At 42.5% G+C, this 20,696-nt stretch carries 20 protein-coding genes; 9 read left to right on the forward strand and 11 right to left on the reverse strand.

The genetic code is table 11. From position 1 onward, the window contains the following. Positions 1-11 precede the first annotated feature (11 nt). Positions 12-1,568, forward strand: a complete 1,557-nt coding sequence (norR, locus tag MSC25_RS13280) for a nitric oxide reductase transcriptional regulator NorR (protein WP_248443694.1) — start codon at positions 12-14, stop codon at positions 1,566-1,568. Here the strand turns inward: norR and MSC25_RS13285 are convergent. After that, the gene (locus MSC25_RS13285) at positions 1,561-2,460 is read right to left on the reverse strand and encodes a LysR family transcriptional regulator (RefSeq protein WP_248443695.1); all 900 of its coding nucleotides are present in this window, start codon (positions 2,458-2,460) and stop codon (positions 1,561-1,563) included. The genes norR and MSC25_RS13285 overlap by 8 nt on opposite strands. Positions 2,461-2,577: 117 nt before the next feature. Between MSC25_RS13285 and MSC25_RS13290 the strand changes: the two genes are divergently transcribed. Beyond that, positions 2,578-3,144, forward strand: coding sequence for an NAD(P)H-dependent oxidoreductase (locus MSC25_RS13290; protein WP_029773331.1), 567 nt, complete (start codon positions 2,578-2,580; stop codon positions 3,142-3,144). A 3-nt stretch (positions 3,145-3,147) separates the two neighbouring features. Here MSC25_RS13290 and MSC25_RS13295 read toward each other — a convergent pair whose 3' ends face one another. Beyond that, positions 3,148-3,591, reverse strand: coding sequence for a TerB family tellurite resistance protein (locus MSC25_RS13295; protein ID WP_248443696.1), 444 nt, complete (start codon positions 3,589-3,591; stop codon positions 3,148-3,150). A gap of 98 nt (positions 3,592-3,689) precedes the next feature. Here MSC25_RS13295 and MSC25_RS13300 point away from each other — a divergent pair, with 98 nt between their 5' ends. Then, positions 3,690-4,064: a hypothetical protein gene (locus MSC25_RS13300; RefSeq protein WP_004589382.1), complete on the forward strand. Its 375-nt coding sequence runs from the start codon at positions 3,690-3,692 to the stop codon at positions 4,062-4,064. A gap of 1 nt (position 4,065) precedes the next feature. Here the strand turns inward: MSC25_RS13300 and MSC25_RS13305 are convergent, their stop codons facing one another. Further along, positions 4,066-4,659 carry a hypothetical protein gene (locus MSC25_RS13305; protein ID WP_029773333.1) on the reverse strand — a complete coding sequence of 198 codons (594 nt, stop codon included), beginning with the start codon at positions 4,657-4,659 and terminating at the stop codon, positions 4,066-4,068. A 43-nt stretch (positions 4,660-4,702) separates the two neighbouring features. After that, a complete protein-coding gene (locus MSC25_RS13310) occupies positions 4,703-5,689 on the reverse strand; it encodes a hypothetical protein (RefSeq protein ID WP_248443697.1) in 987 nt (328 codons plus the stop codon). 340 nt (positions 5,690-6,029) lie between these two features. Here MSC25_RS13310 and MSC25_RS13315 point away from each other — a divergent pair, with 340 nt between their 5' ends. Beyond that, positions 6,030-7,541 (forward strand): DUF3360 family protein, encoded by a 1,512-nt coding sequence (locus MSC25_RS13315; RefSeq protein WP_248443698.1) that lies wholly within the window; start codon positions 6,030-6,032, stop codon positions 7,539-7,541. A gap of 82 nt (positions 7,542-7,623) precedes the next feature. On the opposite strand, the gene leuD is transcribed toward MSC25_RS13315, so the two are convergent. The 5 genes from leuD to fabR all read right to left on the reverse strand — a co-directional run bounded on the left by leuD (position 7,624) and on the right by fabR (position 13,330). Further along, the gene (leuD, locus tag MSC25_RS13320) at positions 7,624-8,223 is read right to left on the reverse strand and encodes a 3-isopropylmalate dehydratase small subunit (RefSeq protein ID WP_004589386.1); all 600 of its coding nucleotides are present in this window, start codon (positions 8,221-8,223) and stop codon (positions 7,624-7,626) included. Further along, positions 8,223-9,623 (reverse strand): 3-isopropylmalate dehydratase large subunit, encoded by a 1,401-nt coding sequence (leuC, locus tag MSC25_RS13325; RefSeq protein ID WP_024033932.1) that lies wholly within the window; start codon positions 9,621-9,623, stop codon positions 8,223-8,225. The genes leuD and leuC overlap by 1 nt, the downstream gene beginning before the upstream one ends. A 54-nt stretch (positions 9,624-9,677) precedes the next feature. Beyond that, entirely contained in the window at positions 9,678-10,754 is a 1,077-nt protein-coding gene (gene leuB, locus MSC25_RS13330) for a 3-isopropylmalate dehydrogenase (protein WP_004589388.1), read from the reverse strand. After that, the gene (gene leuA / locus MSC25_RS13335; RefSeq protein WP_004589389.1) at positions 10,751-12,304 is read right to left on the reverse strand and encodes a 2-isopropylmalate synthase; all 1,554 of its coding nucleotides are present in this window, start codon (positions 12,302-12,304) and stop codon (positions 10,751-10,753) included. The genes leuB and leuA overlap by 4 nt, the downstream gene beginning before the upstream one ends. Positions 12,305-12,709: 405 nt before the next feature. Then, complete coding sequence (gene fabR, locus MSC25_RS13340) at positions 12,710-13,330, reverse strand: HTH-type transcriptional repressor FabR (RefSeq protein WP_004589390.1); 621 nt, start codon at positions 13,328-13,330, stop codon at positions 12,710-12,712. A 127-nt stretch (positions 13,331-13,457) separates the two neighbouring features. On the opposite strand from fabR, the gene MSC25_RS13345 reads away from it, so the two are divergent. Continuing rightward, positions 13,458-14,591 (forward strand): fatty acid desaturase, encoded by a 1,134-nt coding sequence (locus MSC25_RS13345; protein WP_248443700.1) that lies wholly within the window; start codon positions 13,458-13,460, stop codon positions 14,589-14,591. A 13-nt stretch (positions 14,592-14,604) separates the two neighbouring features. Next, entirely contained in the window at positions 14,605-16,035 is a 1,431-nt protein-coding gene (gene sthA, locus MSC25_RS13350; protein ID WP_055255264.1) for a Si-specific NAD(P)(+) transhydrogenase, read from the forward strand. A 68-nt stretch (positions 16,036-16,103) separates the two neighbouring features. Here sthA and hemE read toward each other — a convergent pair whose 3' ends face one another. Beyond that, on the reverse strand, positions 16,104-17,168 hold the full coding sequence (gene hemE, locus MSC25_RS13355; RefSeq protein WP_024033935.1) for a uroporphyrinogen decarboxylase: 1,065 nt from the start codon (positions 17,166-17,168) through the stop codon (positions 16,104-16,106). Positions 17,169-17,692: 524 nt separating this feature from the next. Between hemE and MSC25_RS13360 the strand changes: the two genes are divergently transcribed. Continuing rightward, the gene (locus MSC25_RS13360; RefSeq protein ID WP_004589394.1) at positions 17,693-18,163 is read left to right on the forward strand and encodes an Rsd/AlgQ family anti-sigma factor; all 471 of its coding nucleotides are present in this window, start codon (positions 17,693-17,695) and stop codon (positions 18,161-18,163) included. Positions 18,164-18,221: 58 nt separating this feature from the next. Here MSC25_RS13360 and fkpA read toward each other — a convergent pair whose 3' ends face one another. Beyond that, on the reverse strand, positions 18,222-18,968 hold the full coding sequence (gene fkpA, locus MSC25_RS13365) for an FKBP-type peptidyl-prolyl cis-trans isomerase (protein WP_004589617.1): 747 nt from the start codon (positions 18,966-18,968) through the stop codon (positions 18,222-18,224). Between the two features lie 204 nt (positions 18,969-19,172). Here fkpA and MSC25_RS13370 point away from each other — a divergent pair, with 204 nt between their 5' ends. Together MSC25_RS13370 and MSC25_RS13375 are read left to right on the forward strand one after the other, a co-directional pair. Then, positions 19,173-20,171, forward strand: a complete 999-nt coding sequence (locus MSC25_RS13370; protein ID WP_024033936.1) for a hypothetical protein — start codon at positions 19,173-19,175, stop codon at positions 20,169-20,171. Further along, positions 20,158-20,370: a SlyX family protein gene (locus tag MSC25_RS13375; protein ID WP_004589619.1), complete on the forward strand. Its 213-nt coding sequence runs from the start codon at positions 20,158-20,160 to the stop codon at positions 20,368-20,370. The genes MSC25_RS13370 and MSC25_RS13375 overlap by 14 nt, the downstream gene beginning before the upstream one ends. Positions 20,371-20,696 lie beyond the last annotated feature (326 nt).

Consider the following 20,696-nt stretch of genomic DNA (forward strand, 5'->3'; position numbering starts at 1 on the left):
GTCATTTTGACATGAATCAGCAATTCAACCTTACCCAAGTGGCTTTAGAGCTTGCCCAAAGCACGCTGCACGAGCACAGCTTTGATCAATTATTGGCAACGGTTGAACGTGTAATACCTAGTGATGCCAGTGCATTACTTGTGGTGCAGGGCGAGCAACTTAAGCCCTTAGCCATCAAAGGTCTGATGCCCGACAGCCTTGGTAGGCGCTTTAAAATAGCAGAGCACCCTCGATTAGCGGCCATTTGTAGTGCAAACCACGCATTACAGTTTGCACACGACTGCCCCCTGCCCGACCCATACGACGGCCTGCTGCTGGCCAAAACGGGCGATATTCCTGTGCATGCTTGCTTAGGCTTACCCCTTTACGATAAAAGCACTTTGCTAGGCGTGCTTACATTCGATAGCTTAAACGCAAATGCCTTTAGCAGTATTAGTGCAGATACACTCAGCACCTTACAAATACTGTGCAGTGCGCATTTTAAAACAGCCCTAGAGCTTGCCCATTACAAACACCATGCTCAGCATTCAAACGCCCTTGTACAAGCGCTAACGCGTGATGCACTTACTCGCGATGGCGGCGAAATTATTGGCCAAAGCCCTGTAATGCAAACGCTAAAAAATGAAATAAAACTCGTTGCAGCCTCTAATTTTAGTGTATTGGTGTTAGGAGAAACGGGCGTAGGGAAAGAGCTAGTAGCGCGTAATATTCACTTAAATTCTGCCCGAAAAGATCAACCGCTGATTCACTTAAATTGTGCCTCACTCCCCGAAAACCTTGCAGAGAGTGAGTTTTTTGGCCACGCCAAAGGCTCATTTACTGGCGCACAAAATGCCCGCCAAGGTAAGTTTCAGTTAGCTGATGGTGGCACGTTATTTTTAGACGAAATTGGCGAGCTACCATTGGCTATGCAAAGCAAACTATTACGGGTGTTGCAAAGTGGTGAAATACAAACAGTAGGAGAAGACACGCCAAAATATGTGGATGTAAGGGTAATAGCAGCCACTAATCGTGATTTAAAACATGAGGTAGCGCAAGGCCGCTTTAGAGCCGATTTATATCACCGGCTAAGTGTTTACCCTATTAGCGTGCCGCCACTTAATAAACGCGAGCACGACATAACTTTATTGGCTGGTTATTTTATTGAACAAACTGCCCGTAAATTAGGTATTAAACAATTAAAGCTAAGCACTGAAGCGCAAGTATTGCTCAACCAATACAGTTGGCCTGGTAATGTACGCGAGCTTGAGCATGTTATTAGCCGCAGCGCATTAAAAGCTAAACAAAGCCAGTGGCAAAACCCAATAATAACAATTACAAGCGAGCACTGCGATTTAGCCCAACAACCAAACAACAACGCGCACGTTAGCACGCCAATTACCGCCCACATTGCCCATCATCAGCCCTTAAAACAGGCCGTTGAATCTTTGCAATTTACGGTTATTACCGAGCAATTAAAACAGCATAATTATAATTGGGCAGCTACTGCACGAACCCTTGAACTCGACAGAGCCAACCTAGTTAGGCTTGCCAAACGCTTAGGCATTAAAGTTAAAAAAACTATTTAACGTGTGGCATGTTACTAAAGTAGGTTTTTAATAAGCCTGCAAAAGCTTGTACTTTCGCGGTGCGGTGTACTAAATGGTGAGTAACCAACCAAGAGTCAAACTCCCAATGTAATTTGTCGTGCAATATAGGCACTACGTCGGGGTTATTTTCTATCGCGCTTTGGTGCAACCCCCCTATGCCTAAGCCTTTAATAACCGCGCGCGCCGCTTCTGAGGTTTCTGATACTCTTAATTTAATTTGCGACTGAGGAATAAACTCATCAACCCAGCTAAAGTACGGTACACGCGCATTAAATCCCGCAATACCCGATATAAAATTATGCTGCTTTAAGTCTTCTAAGGTTTTTGGCATGCCGTGTTTAGCAATATAACGTTTGTGGGCATAGAGGCCGGCCGATAGCTTAGCTAAGTGCTGCGCTATATAGTCGCCTTCATCTGGTTTGGGGCCTACTCGTATTGCTATATGAGCTTGTCCGTGGTCAAGCCTTAGGCGCTTTTGCTCTAAAATCACTTCTAGCTGCACTTGCGGATGCAATGTTTGAAACTGCTCACACACGTTGCTTAGCATATCCATAAAACCACTTACGGTAGTCAATAACAAGCTCCCTCTGAGTTCACTATCGGCTGCGGCAATGGCATTATGTAAACCTTCAAGTGAGTTATCTATCGCTTGTGCGGTTTCAAATAATTTTGCCCCGCTTTCGCTTACTTTATATCCGCGCGCATGGCGATGAAATAACCGTACATTTAAGTTTTTCTCTAAGTTATTTATGCGTCTCAACACTGTGCTATGGTGCACACTTAATGCCTCTGCTGCGGCGGTCAAAGTACCTAGCCTTGCCACTTCAAAGGCAACTTTTACGTCTTGCCAGTCGTCAAATTTTATTGCCACGCTACCCGCCTTCTACTTATGTGCATATACGCACATAAGTGTTGCGTTTATTCGGGTTTTCTACAAGCAAAAATTTGCTACATTAGTGTCATACCCAACTAATAAAAGGTCTTAATCATGTCAGCACCAAAAATTATCGCGCTCGCGGGTAGCCTGCGTAAAGATAGCTTTAACCAAAAACTCATTAACGAAGCAGCTCGTTTTGCTCTGCAAACAGGTGCTGAAGTGGAAGTAATTACACTCGCCGAGTTAAATTTGCCATTATTTAGCGAAGACATTGAAGCGCAAGGCACACCTACCGATGCACAACTATTAAAAGATAAACTGCGTAATGCTGATGGTATTTTACTGGCAAGCCCAGAGTACAACGGCTCAATTACTGCTGCACTTAAAAATGCAATTGATTGGGCATCGCGAACTGAACAAGGCGCAGTCCCCGCATTTCGCAACAAAGTAGTGGCGTTATTTGCTACATCACCAGGTGGTTTGGGTGGTTTGCGCGGCTTAAACCATGTACGCGATATTTTAAGTGGGATTGGCTCGTTAGTACTTGCCGATCAGCTCGCTATCCCATCAGCATTTACTGTATTTGACGAAGATGGAAAAATTAGCGACCCAACCACTGCAGAAAAAGTGAGCGTATTAACGCAGCAGCTCGTTTCTGTTGCTAGTAAATTAAGCTAATTTTTACGATTGTGTCGCTGCTAATTTAGCAGCGATAAAATCGGTGTGCGCTACATATAAAAGCCCAGCCACTTTACGTATTACATACTCTTCTTGAGGGTCTATCTCTCCATCGGCATACGCCAATCGCCATAATAGCTCAATTATTTCAATGCGCTGCGCCGCACTGCAGTGATCGTTAATCTGCTTAGAAAATTGAAAGTAATCAATAGCCCCATCTAAGCTACCAGCGGCATTGTTGGTGAGCTCATCAACTTCCGATTCTGTTAAATTAAAGTATTTTTTTAAGGTTGCAGTCAGGGTGTGTTGTTCATTATGGTCGAGCTTAGAATCAGCACGCATTACTTCAATAAGCAGCGCAGCAACCGCTGTTTTTAGATCATGCTGCTCTATGCTTGGCTGTTGCTCGTCAAAAGCGGCAAACAGTTGTTTTATTTGTTTGAACATCACATATTCTCTTTTTGGGTGTTAGACTTAACTTAAATACATCGCACTTAATGCTTTATTAATGGGTATTAAGTTCGCAAATTAAAGGATACATTTTTATGAAAGGCTTATACACACCGCATTTAGTTGTTGGCGCTGCATTGCTAGCCTTTTCTGGTATAGGGAGCGCCTTTGCAGAAGTGGGCGAAAAAGAAAAGTCATACGACTTTGATAACAAAGTACATTACTACCAAACCAAAATTGGTGAAGACAACTATAAAATAGAAATACAATCAGACGACTACAAACACTTTGCTAATCAAAGTATGTTTTTACTGCGCCACGCAGACAGATTATGCCGCGGCAGAACCTTTATGTTAAAAGTGCTTGAAGGCGTGCAAGAGTACGAACGTTTTCCTACTAAACCACGCGCTTATCAACCACCATTAAACGTTTTACTACAATGTGACGCACCCGAGAAAAAAGAAAAATAGTTTATTTTTCGTAGCCCCACGGCGCTGCTGGTGGAGTAATTGGTTTAGTTAAATCAAAGTCCACCTTAAACTCGCGCCCTTGGCGAATTAACCGATACGTAAATACCTCAGGATAAATATACATTTGCCATGTATTACCTGCCGACTGTGCTATCCCTTGTGCTACAAATAACTCTTTAGAGTATTGATCGGCCGGGAAAGACTGCATTTGTGCAAAACCCGCATCAAGAGTATGACCGCCATACATAGTTGAGGCATCGTCGCTGCCATCTTCATGGCGATGATCGTGCTTTAAGCTCAAACCACTGCCCGTTTTAGTAATGATCCATGTACGCGATGCATCATCTCCCACATGAAATGGTACTTGTAGCTCGCTATCTGTGCATTTACGAACATGCATAATTAGTTTTTTATTCTCAAATGAGCTTGGGCCTTTTGCGTTATCTACGCTTACTTTGCCCTCAAACGCTTTACCACAATGCGCAGCTATATTATTAAAAAACGCATCGTGTGTTGGTATAGATACCAAAGGCGCAGGGCGCGCAATAGCCGCTGATGAGGCAAGTAATAACGTTGCTGCCGTTAATAATTTCATAAAGTACTCTTATAATAGTTTTTTCATACCATAGCGGTTTAAGTTAATAATGGGAAATAGCTGCGACAAGTGGCTTTTCTGCTCTGTTTTTCATTAATGTTAAAAGTGAATAATGGAAGTCTTGAAAAATCACTTCACCCCATATTCGCGAATAAACACCAAAATTTGTATTATCTTGCACAGTCGTTTTTAAAGTTAAAATCGTATTGCCGCTTTTATCTTCACTTAACGCATACCCACCATACAGAGGTGAAAAGTATTCGCCGCCTAGTTTTACGTGTTTATCGAGTGCGTCATCGGGAATAGCATCAGGGTCTATCTCAAATCTATAAAGCATCTGTTTATTTGGCTGCCAATCAGTAATCACTTCTTTAAATTTAACTCCTTTATGCCATTTACTGGTTCTAACAGCCCCAACCCCCGTAGCATTCATATTTGCCTCTAAAGGTTTAGGTACACCTATTAATTGGGTAAGCGAAAATGGCAATTCTTGTGGCTCTATGGTGCTTACATTTGCAAGCTGCTGCCACACACGGTTTATAGGCGCTTCAATAACTATAGAGTTGGTGACTTCATACGTTTTTGATAAGTGTAAATAATTTACCTCAATAGGTGAGAGCAATACAGGAAGCAAAACTATTGAAAGTAAAGGCCTGTTAGCGTTTTTTGTTTGGCGGTTTTTAATAAAGCCTGCCAGTAAACCTCCCATACTTGCAAAGAGCATAAAGGCAGGCAAAGCCATTGCCACACAAATACTGCCTTCAAGCAGTGTAATAACGCTTACAAGTAAAAAAACAAAAATTGGCTGCCAAGCAATTGTCACCATTTGCCTTTTAGTTAATGTATTTGAGCTTTTAAATTCAAAATGAATACGAATATAGCCAATTGCAACGGGCACTAAAAACATAAATGAAATAGATACAAGGCTACTTAAATTATAAGTATCAAGCAGCTCCACAAACAGCCGCATAAATATGCCGTAAAGCGTACCAAGTAAAATACCAATTGATTTAGGAGATTGAATTTGCATTGAATTTCTTATTATTTGAGTAACCATTGAACCTAGCAGATGCGCTATTTCAGTTCAATTAAAATACATAAACCACTGCTTAGACTAAAGGATAACAGCCTTGTTTTTACAATGTTTCTCCAAATTAGAACACATAAAAAACAAATCAACACACTGATTCTAAACAAAATATACTTTACATTTAAGAATGCCAACACAATGATTTAGCATAAAATAAAGCCATACACGACCTTTTGCCTATACATTCCTGAGTAAAAGCTGATCTACTCTGCTCCTTCACTATTCATTTGCTTTAACAAAAGCCGTATTAATAAATAAGCAACGAGTAACAGGAGGGACTATGTCAGTAACCCCAAAGGGTAACGAGCCAGAAAAAACAAGCGCATCCCACGTAGATGATGCCAACAGCTATCAAAATAAGCATAGAGCTAGTTCAGAGTTTAATACCCGCGACGAATACCTAGAGCACGAGCTGCAAATTATGCAGCCTAAGCGATGGCGGCCTAATTTACCATTTAGAGACTACCGCTTTGAATTTGAAGACACAATTCCTGCCATGGCGGGCACCATTGGTAAAGTTGTTATGGTGGGTGCTATTGCCGCTACTTTTGCAGCGCCACTAGGTTTAAGCGATGCGTTTGTGTTAGAAAACGTACGCTATGAATTACTGATTGTTTCTATTTTTATTATTTTGTTTTCGGGCTTTATTTTACCCACCGCTAACTTAGCGGGTACTCATGGGCCACTTATTCCTCTTATTCCAATTGTGGTTGCCGCTGGCGGCCATCCTATGGCATTTGGCTTGCTGATTGGTGCCTTTGGCTTTATTTTAGCCATAACCAAAGGAGGGAGCTTGCTGGCACGCTTAACCAGTAAAGGCGTGTGCGGGGGCTTGCTTATATATTTAGGCTTTATTGGCACAATTTCACAGGTTAAAAAGCTGTTTGCATGGGCTGAGGCCATTGATATGGCGCACATCGCATTTATTGTTATTTTGGCGACCATTTTATTGTATGCGTTACTTGAGCATTTTAAAAAGCGCTGGTTAGCTGTGCCGCTTAGCTGCCTTATTGGCGGTGTGGTTGCATTTGCACTCGGTGCGCCGTTTGAATTTAATACCGCGCCGGGCTTACCAAATATGAACCCAGCTTATTGGTGGGGCGAAAACACAGGCTGGATGCTTGGCTTACCTACGCTTGAAAGCTTTGTGGTTGTGCTGCCGTTTGCGGTATTAGCTGTCGCTATGTGGTCACCGGATTTTTTAGGGCATCAAGTATTTCAAAAAATTAGTTACCCGCAACGCACTGAAAAAGTTCAAATGAACATAGACGACACCATGCTAAGCGCATCGGTTAGACAAACCTTTGGCTCGCTGGCCGGTGGTGCTAACTTTACCTCATCCTGGGGGACTTACATTGTCCCTGCCGCTATTGCTAAACGCCCTATCCCGGCGGGCGCCATTTTAACAGCCGTATTTTGTATTATTGCGGGTTTATGGGGCTACCCAATGGATTTAGCCATTTGGCAACCTGTGCTGTGTGTTGCGCTTATTGTAGGTGTGTTTATTCCGCTGCTTGAGGCGGGTATGGAAATGACACGCGAAGGTAAAACAACGCAATCGGCCGCTATTGTTGTGTTTGCCTCAAGCTTGGTTAACCCTGCTTTTGGTTGGTCACTGACTATGCTGCTTGATAACTTAGGCTTAATTGGCTGTAAAGAGCGCAGTGCTAATTTAACTAAAATGAGCCGCTGGGTTATTCCGCTAATTATGTTTGTTATTTTAACCACCGTTATGGCTATTGTTGGTATGCTGCCAGGCATACCTGCGCTAATGGCAGATTTTAGACATTAATAATTAGAAAACTTAAACATAAAAAAGCGCGGCTTATATACTCAGCCGCGCTTTGTTTTCATATGTAATTAATTGCTTTTCGTTACTGCCAAGGGCGCTCAGCAGCAAGTTGTTTTTCAAACGCATCAATTTGTGGATTTAGCGTTTCGGTCACACCAATAAAATCTAAGCCACTTAATAAACGCTCTTTTACGTCTTTACGAATATCAAAACTAATTGGCGCAAACTTATCGCTTGTTAGTGTTTGGTTTTCAAGATCGATTTGAATGTTTATATCGTCGTGTTGCTCACTAAGTACAAACAATTGCTCAAGCGTATCAGCCGGTAGCGCAATGGCTAGCATTTGGTTGTTGCCACAGTTATTAAAGAAAATATCAGCAAAGCTTTCCGCTAAAATTACTTCAAAACCATATTGCTTAAGCGCCCATGGTGCATGCTCTCGTGATGAGCCACAACCAAAGTTGTCGCGGGTTAATAATATTTGCGCGCCTTGGTAGCATGGGCGGTTTAAAATAAAATCAGGATTTGGTTCGCCGTTTTCTAGGTAACGCCAATCGTAAAACAGTGCTGCATCAAAACCATCACGGCTAGTTGATGTTAAAAACTGCTTAGGAATAATTTGGTCTGTATCTACATTGTTTTTATCAAGTGGGGCCATTAAGCCACTAAAAAATACGCTCATTAGGCTTCTCCTCTTATATCAACAAAGTGACCATGTATTGCAGCAGCGGCTGCCATTGCAGGGCTTACTAAGTGCGTACGCCCGCCACGGCCTTGGCGGCCTTCAAAGTTACGGTTAGAGGTAGATGCACAGCGTTTTCCCGCTTCTAAGCGGTCGTCGTTCATTGCTAAACACATTGAACAGCCCGGCTCGCGCCACTCAAAACCTGCCGCTTTAAATATATCGGCTAAGCCTTCGTCTTCCGCTTGCTTTTTAACAAGGCCAGAGCCCGGTACGATAAGTGCTTCAATGCCTGCTACTACTTGCTTGCCTTCAACAATTTTTGCCGCTGCACGTAAATCTTCAATACGACTATTTGTACACGAACCAATAAAGACTGTATCTACTTTCGCGCTTGATAATTTATCGCCGGCTTTTAAGTCCATGTATCTAAGTGCGCTGCGTATAGCATCGGCTTTAATTAAATCTGGTTCTTGGTCAGGATCTGGTATGCATTCATCAACGCCAATTACTTGCTCAGGGCTTGTGCCCCACGTAATTTGCGGCTGAATGTCGTCAGCTTCAAGCTCAACACTCAAGTCAAACTCTGCGCCTTCATCTGATTTTAAGGTTTCCCAGTATTCAACTGCAGCGTCAAAGTCAGCGCCTTTAGGTGCAAATGGGCGACCTTTTAAGTAATCATACGTAATTTGATCTGGTGCTATTAAACCTGCTTTTGCACCCATTTCAATACTCATGTTACATAACGTCATGCGGGCTTCCATTGAAAGTGCTTCAATGCCTTCACCACAAAATTCAGCAACATAACCTGTACCGCCAGCTGTACCTAACTTACCAATAACCGCCATAATTAAATCTTTAGAGGTTACAGTTGGGCGAAGCACACCGTTAATTTGAATTTTTAACGATTTTGCCTTCTTTTGCTGTAGCGTTTGCGTTGCTAATACGTGCTCAACCTCAGACGTACCAATACCGTGCGCTAATGCGCCAAACGCGCCATGCGTAGAAGTATGGCTATCACCACATACAATGGTAGTGCCAGGCAAGGTAATACCTTGTTCAGGCCCCATTACATGCACTATGCCTTGGTTAATTGAGTTTAAATCGTAAAGTACAATGCCAAACTCTTTACAGTTAGCATCAAGTGCCATTAACTGGTTTTTAGATACTTCGCTTGCGGCATCAAGTGATCGGCTTTTAGTCGATACGTTATGATCCATTGTTGCAAAGGTTTTTTCTGGGCAACGTACCGTACGGTTTTTTTCACGTAGGCCTGCAAAAGCCTGTGGTGATGTCACCTCGTGTACTAAATGACGGTCAATATAAAGTAAATCAGTTTGCTCGTTTATGCTGGCAACGGTATGTGCTTGCCAAATTTTGTCGTATAACGTTTGGGCCACTTGCTAATTCCCTACTTTGTTAAGTCGCAGCATAACGGTGCTGCGATTTATATATTAAATACGTGAAACGATGGCAGCTGCCACATCGCTTGTGCTGTATCCACCTTGTGGGTAGATATCTGGCGTGCCAACGCCTGCTTCTACAGCTTCGGCTACGGCTTTTTCAATGGTGCGCGCAGCTTCGTCTTGCCCTAATGAGTAACGTAGCATAAGTGCAGCACTTAAAATTTGCGCAATCGGGTTTGCAACCCCTTTGCCAGCAATATCTGGCGCTGACCCACCGGCTGGTTCGTATAAACCAAAGCCCGATTGATTCAAGCTGGCCGATGGTAATAAGCCCATTGAGCCTGTGATCATCGCACACTCATCTGACAAAATATCACCAAATAAGTTATCGCAAAGTAGCACGTCAAACTGGCTAGGCTGTTTAACTAATTGCATAGCTGCGTTATCTACGTATATGTAATCTAGGCTGACTTCTGGGTAGTCTTTGCTTACTTCGGTAACGACTTCACGCCATAATACGCTTGATGCAAGTACGTTTGCTTTATCAACCGACGTTACATGGTTACTACGTAATTTTGCTGCCTCAAAGGCAAAACGGGCAATGCGTTCAATTTCTTTACGCGAGTAAGTTTGTGTATCAAATGCAGCTTCTTCAGCGCCCTCTCCACTTCGGCCTTTTTCACCAAAGTAGATGCCGCCAGTAAGTTCGCGTACACATAAAATATCAAAGCCTTTTTCGCTAATATCTGCACGTAATGGCGATGCTGCGCTAAGCGCTGGTAAAAGTTGTGCTGGACGTAAGTTACAAAACAAACCAAAGTGCTTACGAAGCGGTAAAAGCGATGCACGCTCAGGTTGCTCGTTAGGTGGTAGGTTTTCCCATTTTGGGCCACCTACTGAGCCAAATAAAATGGCATCGGCGTTTTCACACGCACTTAGCGTTTTTGGTGGTAATGCTTCACCAAATTCGTCAATAGCTGCGCCACCAATAGCATGATGCTGACGGTTCAGGGTAAAACCAAACTTATTGCTTACAGCATCAAGTACTTGCTCTGCTGCTGCCATTACTTCTGGGCCAATACCGTCGCCTGCTAATACGGCAACGCTGTAGTTTGTTTTACTCATCCTGCTTTCCTTTGTTGTTTTAAATCAGACACTTTTTGTGCACGATAAATTAAGTTGTAAACACGGATCATGGCGCGTACCGACGCCTCTACCACATCCGCAGCAATACCCGCACCGTGATAAGGGCGACCATCGTATTTAGCAATAATGTTTACTTGACCAAGCGAACTTGCGCCTTGACCAGTGGCTTCTAAATTGTATTCAATCATTTCAACGCTCATACCAGTTAAGCGCTCAATAGCCGCAAATGAGGCTTCAACAGGGCCATTACCTGTAGCAGCTTCTTGTTTTGCTTCGCCATCAATTAACATTCCAATGGTAGAGCTGGCTACCGACTGTGAGTTAGACGCTGAGTTTACAAACTCTAATTGGTATTTTTCGTCTTTGTCGTTAATTTGATTAAAGTAAATCATGGCTTCAAGGTCGTAATCGTATACGGTGCCTTTTTGATCAGCTAACGCTAAAAAGCTCTCGTATAAGCTGTCCATATCGTAGTCAGCTTTTTGATAACCTAACTCTTCTAAGCGGTGCTCAATAACATGACGACCCGAACGCGAGGTCATATTTAATTGGTTATTTGGCACACCGACGCTTTCTGGCGACATAATCTCATAAGTATTTTGCGCTTTTAATACGCCATCTTGGTGAATGCCCGAGCTATGTGCAAAGGCGTTTTCGCCCACAATAGCTTTATTTGGCTGTACCGGCATATTGCATATTTTTGCCACTTGGCGAGATGCGCGATAAATTTCTTCGCTTTTAATATCGGTGTGTACGTTTAAGTGGTCTTTGCGCATTTTCATGATCATCGCCACTTCTTCAAGCGAGCAGTTACCCGCACGCTCACCAATACCATTTATTGTACATTCAATTTGGCGAGCACCGGCTTGTACCGCGGCTACCGAGTTAGCTACAGCTAAACCTAAATCGTTATGACAATGTACACTTAAACGCGCTTTATCTATATTCGGCACGTTATTCATTAAATGGCGGATCATTGCGGCGTATTCGTCTGGCGTTACAAAGCCAACGGTATCAGGTAAATTAATAGTAGAGGCACCGGCGTTAATTGCCTGCTCAACAATTTTACATAAATCCCAGTGCGGCGTACGCCCTGCATCTTCACACGAAAACTCAACATCATCAGTGTAGTTACGCGCTAATTTAATTGATTTAACCGCCATGGCCGTTGCATCGTCTAGGCTCATACGTAATTTGTGTTCAAGGTGCAAAGGGCTTGTGGCGATAAAAGTATGAATACGGCTTTGCTGTGCTGTGCGAAGTGCTTCACCACAGGCTTCAATGTCTTTTGCTACTGAACGTGCTAAACCACAAATAATTGGGCCTTTAACCTCGGTTGCAATACGTTGCACCGAGCGAAAATCAGCGGGGCTCGAAACCGGAAAACCCACTTCCATCACATCCACGTTCAAGCGGCTAATAGTATGCGCTAGCTGAATTTTATCGTCTTCTGTAAGGCTTGCTTTAAGTGCCTGCTCGCCATCACGTAAGGTGGTATCAAAAATCCATACTTTATCTTTGTCTTGCATAACTGCCCCTCATTCCTCTGTTACCCAAATTTCAATTTATCCCAGCCGCGAGATAATAAAAAACCCCGCAATTGCGGGGTTTTTAGTGTTTAACTCGATGCAAACACACTAATCCCCGCTCACTGACCATAGCAGTAAGAGGTTAAGTTTTAGTGTAATTAAACGAATATTTTGCATCTTGTTTCTTGTGTGTGTGTTCAGTGAGGCCTATTTTTAACATTACAAAGGAGTTGGTGCAAGCATAAATATTCCAAACAAAGGAATAAAAACCCCACATTGAAGAAATTTATATACCTAAAAATAGCATATTCAGGTTTTATAAATCACACAGATACACTTTTTAGCTTAAATTAATGTGTTGAGTAAACTTGCGTGCTTAGATTAACTTATTGCTAATTTTTTAAGCTAAACCTGATTATTTGTTTCACGAATATAATGACCTGCACCGCGGGTAATATAACGCAGCTGCCAAATAACCCGCTCAATGAGTTCTTCGCGTTGTTGACCTTCTATATCAAGTGCTTCTGCACCGGCATTAAATACCAGTGTTACCATGGCTTCGGCCTGAATATAAGCGTGGATCGAATCGCACTTGGTTTCGCTTTCTAAATAATGCGCAAGCTCTAAAATAAAGTGCTTTACCTCACGAGCTACGGCGGCTCTAAAGGCTTTTGAGGTGCCTGAACGTTCTCGCAGCAGTAATCTAAATTGGTTGCTTGAGTTATCAATAAACTCCATAAAGGTAACAACCGAGGTATTTATTACGCTACCACCACTGGCTATACGTCTGCGGGCTTGGCGCATAAGCTGGCGAAGGGTCAAGCCTGCTTCGTCGACCATGGTTAAACCTAGCTCGTTCATATCTTTAAAGTGGCGATAAAAAGAGGTGGGGGCAATACCTGCTTCGCGGGCAACTTCGCGTAAGCTTAAATTAGAAAAACTATGATCAGCACTAAGCTGATTAAATGCCGCCTCTATTAAGGCTTGTCGTGTTTTTTGTTTCTGTTGTGCTCTAACACCCGACATCCACAGCTCCCTGAGTAAATTTATATGAAGTTTTAATGATAATTAGCCGAATTGTCTAGTCTAATACTTGACGCCAAGAGATTGAAACACTATTTTAGCTTACAGTTGTACGCTGAGAGTAAAAACGATGAATAAACCACCGATTATTTGGACAAACGTCCTATTTTTTAGCCTAACCTTTTTGGCGGCTGTCACACTTGTACCTTGGTACGGCATTAATTACGGATTTACCAGCGCGCATTGGATTGCATTTGTAGGCTGTATGTTTTACGCAGGCCTATCTATTACTGCCGGATACCACCGATTATGGGCGCATAAAGCCTATAACGTACACCCTGCAATAGAATTTATTTTTGCTCTTGGTGGCGCATTTGCTTTGCAAAACAGTGCGTTGCACTGGAGTAGCGATCACCGTATACACCACGGCCAAGTAGATGACCCAGTAAAAGACCCTTACGCCGCAACTAACGGCTTTTGGTACAGCCATATTGGCTGGATGCTCCGTGATTACCAAGGCGATAGTTATAACGATTACAGTAATTGTCGCGATTTACAGCGCAATAAAATTGTTATGTGGCAGCATAAACACTACTTAAAGCTTGTTATAGCCATGAATGTCGGTTTACCGCTTATGCTTGGTTTATTAGTGGGCGATGTGTGGGGCATGCTACTACTTGCAGGTTTATTACGCTTAGTATTGAGCCAGCACTTTACCTTTTTCATTAATTCATTGGCTCATATTTGGGGCTCACGCCCATACACTGAGAAAAACACTGCGCGCGATAATGGCTTTTTAGCGTTATTTACTTATGGCGAGGGTTACCATAACTTCCACCATATTTTTGCAAGCGATTACCGTAACGGTATTAAGTGGTTTCATTACGACCCAACAAAATGGATGATCCGCTCTTTAGCAGCGCTCGGTTTAGCCAGTAAATTAAAGCGCACCCCGGTTGAGCGCATAGAAAAAGCCAAAGCCGAAACGCTAATGAGTAAAACGCAAACGCGCCTTTCAAAATTGCCTTTAGCGCAAGATAAGCTTACATTATTACAACAAGAGTACGATTTACTGCTGAAAAAGCTGCAAAATTACTGTTCACTACAAAAACAAGTGTTAGAAGCTAAAAAAAATAACATGGCAAAGCAGTGTGAACAATCAGCATTAATGACACAATACCATGAGCTGGAAGCCGCCTGGGAAAATCAAAAACAGGCATGGCTAGCACTTAATGCGAGGTTATTAAAAGCCTCTTTTAATTAATTTAGGAGTGGCTGTGGCCAAACAACCAGAACAGAAAAAAGCACCCGTAAGTTTCCAATATGACGCAATAATTATTGGTACGGGCCCTGGCGGTGAAGGCACCGCCATGAACCTATCTAAAAACGATAAAAAAGTAGCGGTTATTGAGCGCCAACAAGCTGTTGGCGGTGGCTGTGTACATTGGGGAACAATTCCTTCAAAAGCATTACGCCACTCGGTTAGCCGCTATATTGAATACAAAGCAAACCCACTTTTTAATGTTGGCGAGCGCCCTAGCCGCTTAACGTTTCCTGATATTTTAAGTCATGCAAGTTCTGTTATTTCTAAGCAGTCAAACTTACGTAGCAGCTTTTACGACCGTAACCGCATTCATATGTACCAAGGCGATGCGAGCTTTGTAGATAAACACACGGTTGAAATTAAGCGTCTTGATGGCTCAGCAGAGCGTATTACCGCTAAAACCATTGTAATTGCTACTGGCTCACGCCCATACCGCCCACCTGAGGTCGACTTTAGCCATTCACGTATTTACGACAGCGATACTATTTTAGGCCTAGAGCACGACCCACAACGTGTACTTATATACGGTGCGGGTGTTATTGGCTGTGAATACGCTTCAATCTTTAAAGGCTTAGGTGCTAAGGTAGATTTAGTAAACACGCGCGACCGCTTATTAGCCTTTATGGATGCAGAAATTTCTGATGCGCTTAGCTACCACTTTTGGAATAGCGGTATTGTTATTCGTCATAACGAAGAGTTTGACCGTATAGAAACGCGCTCAGATTGCGTTGTAATGCATTTAAAATCGGGCAAGCGTGTAAAAGCCGACTGTATTTTATTTGCTAACGGACGCACAGGTAATACCGATACGCTAAACCTTGAAGCTATTGGTTTAAAAGCCGATGGTCGAGGCCAGCTTAAAGTCAACGAAATGTACCAAACTGAGGTAGACAACGTTTACGCAGTAGGTGATGTAATTGGCTACCCAAGCTTAGCGAGTGCTGCATTTGATCAAGGCCGTATAGCTGCCGATGCTATTGCCTGCGGTAATTGCGAAGATAAGCTAATTATAGATATACCGGCCGGTATTTATACCATTCCTGAAATGAGTTCGGTAGGTAAAACAGAGCAACAGCTAACCGCTGCAAAAGTACCGTATGAAGTTGGTCGTGCTCAGTTTAAGCACTTAGCTCGTGCGCAAATTGCGGGTACAGAAGTTGGTAGTTTAAAAATATTGTTTCACAGTGAAACTAAAGAAGTACTTGGCGTGCATTGCTTTGGTGAGCGTGCCTCAGAAATTGTTCATATTGGTCAAGCCATTATGGAACAAAAAGGGGCAGGCAACACTGTTGACTACTTTGTAAATACCACATTTAACTACCCAACGATGGCAGAAGCCTACCGTGTTGCGGCGTTAAATGGATTAAATAGGTTATTTACTTAACCCGATTACTACACAGCAAAAAGCCCGCTAATTAGCGGGCTTTTTAATAGCTATTAATACCACTGCTGTTATTTGTGGTATTGCGCGCTTAGCTCATGTACTGCATTGATAAATACACCGGCGTTTTCTGGGTCTACATCTGGTGTAATACCGTGGCCTAGGTTAAATACGTGGCCATCACCTGTGCCAAAGTCTTCTAAAATAGTGCCTACTTCTTGGCGGATACGATCAGGCGTACCGTGAAGCATTGACGGGTCCATATTACCTTGCAATGCAACTTTATCGCCTACACGGCGTTTAGCGTCGCCAATATTAATAGTCCAATCAAGACCTACTGCATCACAGCCTGTTGCTGCAATTGCTTCAATCCACTGGCCACCATTTTTGGTAAATAGCGTTACCGGCACTTTACGGCCGTCGTATTCGCGAATTAAACCATCAACAATTTTATGCATGTATTGCAGTGAGAATTCGTTGTAATCGCGCGGGCTTAATACGCCGCCCCACGAGTCAAATACCATTAACGATTGCGCACCGGCTTTTACTTGCGCGTTTAAGTAATCAATGACTGAATCAGCTAATTTATCTAGTAATAAATGTAGTGTTTGCGGCTCTGCAAACGCCATTTTTTTAATTTTACCAAATACTTTACTGCTTCCACCTTCAACCATGTAAGTTGCTAGTGTCCACGGCGAACCCGAAAAGCCAATTAGTGGCACTTCGCCTTTAAGTTCACGGCGAATAGTACTTACTGCGTTCATTACATAACCAAGCTCGTCAGTTGGGTCTAGCTTAGGAATCTTTTTAACATCAGCAAGTGACGAAATAGGGTTTTCAAATTTAGGGCCTTCACCGGTTTCAAAGTACAATCCTAAACCCATAGCATCGGGAATAGTTAAAATGTCACTAAATAAAATAGCAGCATCTAACGGGTAACGGCGAAGTGGTTGTAGTGTTACTTCACACGCAAGCTCAGCATTACGGCACAGGCTCATAAAATCGCCCGCTTGTGCACGTGTAGCACGGTACTCTGGTAAATAGCGTCCTGCTTGGCGCATCATCCATACCGGTGTTACATCAACGGGTTGTTTTGCAAGTGCACGTAAATAACGGTCGTTTTTTAATTCGCTCATAGCGTAAATAATCCTGAGGCTTATAGAAATTGTTCAAGATTGTACCACCATATTCTCCGGCTCTCTATCGCTAAGCTCTTAAAACATGTGTTACAGCTAACAGAACCTAGTTTGTTGCTTATTTAGTCACATTTGAGTGTTAAATAACCAAAAAGAACTAACAATAAAAACTTTTTGTTAATATGTTTGCAACATAACAAAAACCTTGGTATTGTTTGTCCCGCGTTAACAAGAACAATAATAAAAATCTTAAACAACAATAACAAAAATATTTATAATAAAAATAACAAAAATCTTCTATAACAATAAGAAAGCTTGTATTAACAGGCCAAAACAAGAAATTAAGCCACCTTAACCGGTGGTTTTTTCTTGCCTGCAATAAAATAATAATTTACCTACAATAAATACACACATGCACCAGCTCATACCTTTTACTTGTTGATATACACTTAAATAAAATATATCTTGATGTATAAGAAAATTTAAATTTAACCATAAAAGTGACCCAGCTTAGGAGAACAGTAATGCTGACGCGCGTAGAGAAAGCTCAACAAAAATGGGGTGGTAGCCATACTGTCATTGATAAATGGTTAAACGAGCGCCAAGAGTTAATTGTACTTTATTGTAAAATGGCTGGGTTTTCGCCATACGACAAAAAAGATCACGCCTTACCAGAGCCAGAACAAATTCAATCATTTTGCCAAATTTTAATGGATTACTTATCTGCCGGCCATTTTGAAGTGTACGATGACATTGCAAAAGCCTGTGAAAGCAAAGGCCTTGAAAGCCAAGAGCTGGCAAATACAATTTACCCGCGCATTTCTAGCACAACAGATATTGCTTTAGACTTTAACGATAAATACGCAGAAGTAGATAAAGAGGACTTATTAGCAGAGTTTGATAACGATTTGTCGGTACTTGGCGAAACGTTAGAAGCGCGTTTTGAACTAGAAGATGAGCTAATAGATAATTTGTTTTCTAACCACACAGATTAATAAAATAGCCAACAAAAAAGGGACCGTTATGGTCCCTTTTTGCGTTATAAGCTACCGCTTATTGCGCAGGTGCTTCGTCATCTTGTATTTCAAGTAGTTCTACTTCAAAAACAAGCGTTGAGTTAGCTGGAATTTTACCTAGGTCACGATCGCCGTAAGCAAGTTCAGAAGGAATAGTGAACTTGTACTTAGACCCTACTGACATAAGCTGTAAACCTTCAGTCCAACCCGCAATTACACGGTTAAGAGGGAAAGTAGTTGGCTCGTTACGCGCATAAGAGCTATCAAACTCAGTGCCGTCTAATAAAGTACCTTTGTAATGTACTTTAACTACGTCTGTTGCTGCTGGCTTTTCGCCTTCGCCTTCGCTAAGTACTTCGTACTGTAGACCTGACTCAGTTACTGTTACGCCTTCTTTTTTAGCATTTTCTTCTAGGTATTTTTTACCTGCTTCTTTGCTTTTTTCAGACTCAACTTTAGCTTTAGCTTCTTGCTTTGCACGCACTGATGTATCTAGCTCAGTTAGCACTTCACGGATTTTTTCTTCATCGATTTTTGCATTACCAGCAAGCGCGTCTTCAAAACCACGAATTAATAGTGCTTGGTCTAGTTCAATACCAATCTCTGATTTATCAGCTAGGTCTTTATTTAAAAAGTTACCTACTGATGCACCAATACCGTATGCTTGTTGCTGCTCTACAGTGTCTAATTTAACTTCAGCTTGTTCTTGTTTTGCTTCTTGATTACAAGCTGTAAGCGCTAAAACCGACGCTGCAATCAATGACAATCTAATCGTCTTTTTCATTTTAAATCTCCGACACACTTTGCAGTTGTCATTTATTGTATTATTACTAGTTAAAGATTAACGGCCTACATGATAGGCTGCTTGTTTAATAACTAACTAAATTAAAACCTAACCTATTATAGTGATTAGACAAACACCCTAGGCCTTCAACGTGACCTAGTCTAACCTCTCAGTCACTAAGAGTTAAGAGGAAATACCTGTAATATGTCGATATTTCGTACTTTTTTAATCGCTTTTAGCTGTTTATTAGCCCTAGCTTGTAGCGATCAAAAACAGCAAGCTGCACAACGCTTTGAACACGCAGCACAGGGTGCGTTTTCCTCGGCAGTATCTAACGATGGTAAATACAGCCTAGTCTCCTCCATTCACCATGGGGTCGCCCTGTGGGATAATCAACAGCAGGTACTAAAATATCAATGGTTTCAACAGCAATCACAAGAAAGCCTAGTGTATGCTGTGGCTATTGCCTTTGATAATAGCGTGGCCGTTACCGCCGAAAAAACCACCTTTGCCGTGTGGGATATTAGCAGCGGCGAAAACCGCGGCTATTATAAAATTCAACAAGCCACTATTCGCGATATTGCGATAAGTAACCAAGGCCGCAGTGTTTTATACGGCAGAAGCGACGGCGTAGTGGTATTTTTAAACCTAGAAACCGGACGCCGCATTGAGTTTTTAGGCCACCAAGACAAAGTAAACACCGTTGATTTATCGCCTAATGGACGCTATGCCTTAAGCGGCTCAAACGATTACGTTGCTTATTTTTGGGATACACGAACAGGGCAAGTAATTCATCGCTTTAATCACCCGACACGTGTTACCCAAGTAACCCTAGACCCACAAGGTCGCTACGCATTTACCGCAGATAGTATGAAGCAAGCACATGTATGGAAGCTGACTACAGGTGATCTTGTGAGTAAACTGGCGTATATTGCGCGTCAGAAAATTTTTACTGCGGTACGCTTTAACGAACAAGGCACATTGCTGGCCACAGGCTCGCCCAATAAGCGCGTTGACTTATGGCAGTTACCCAGCGGAGAAAAAATTCAAACTTGGCAAGTCACACCACGTGAAGGCAGTAAGCCTAAATCGGCTGTGGTGCTAGATGTAACGTTTATAGATAACGGCAAGTCGTTGTTAACCGAGAGCTCGAGCGGAATTGCAGAGCACTTTACAATACGAGAAGCAAATGAACACAATTGAAAATCGTTTAATGGAGCTTGAGGCAAAAGTTGCTTTTCAAGACGAAACAATAGAAATATTAAATGACGAGCTAAAGGCACACCAACAGCAGCTTGCAAAAATGAAGCGCCAAACTGAGTTACTAGCAGAAAAACTTAAAGAAGCGCAGCAGCCGTCGCTAATGTCGCAAATGCAAGAGCCGCCTCCGCCACATTACTAGGGCATGTTAACCTTTGCGGATTGAAATTTGTTCAATCTAGGGGCGATTAAATCGCGGCGCGAGGCTTGTAACCTAGTGGGCTCGATAACTGCTCCTGCGTTATTCTAATGACTTACATCCATGTAAGAATAAGTAAAAACCGAGCAAAGCTTCCGCGTCCTGCTCACGCCCCTAGGCAGAACCCGAAGGCAGCGCATGTTTGGCATTTATGCTGCGTTATCGCCTATTCATGTGGAACAACCACACTTCATAGGCTCTGCCTTGCCTAAAAAACCAAACATACTGCTGCAAATTCAACCATCAAAGATCAACACGCCCTAAACACA

This window comes from Pseudoalteromonas sp. 1CM17D, from assembly GCF_023161805.1.
GTDB classification, from domain to species: domain Bacteria; phylum Pseudomonadota; class Gammaproteobacteria; order Enterobacterales; family Alteromonadaceae; genus Pseudoalteromonas; species Pseudoalteromonas atlantica.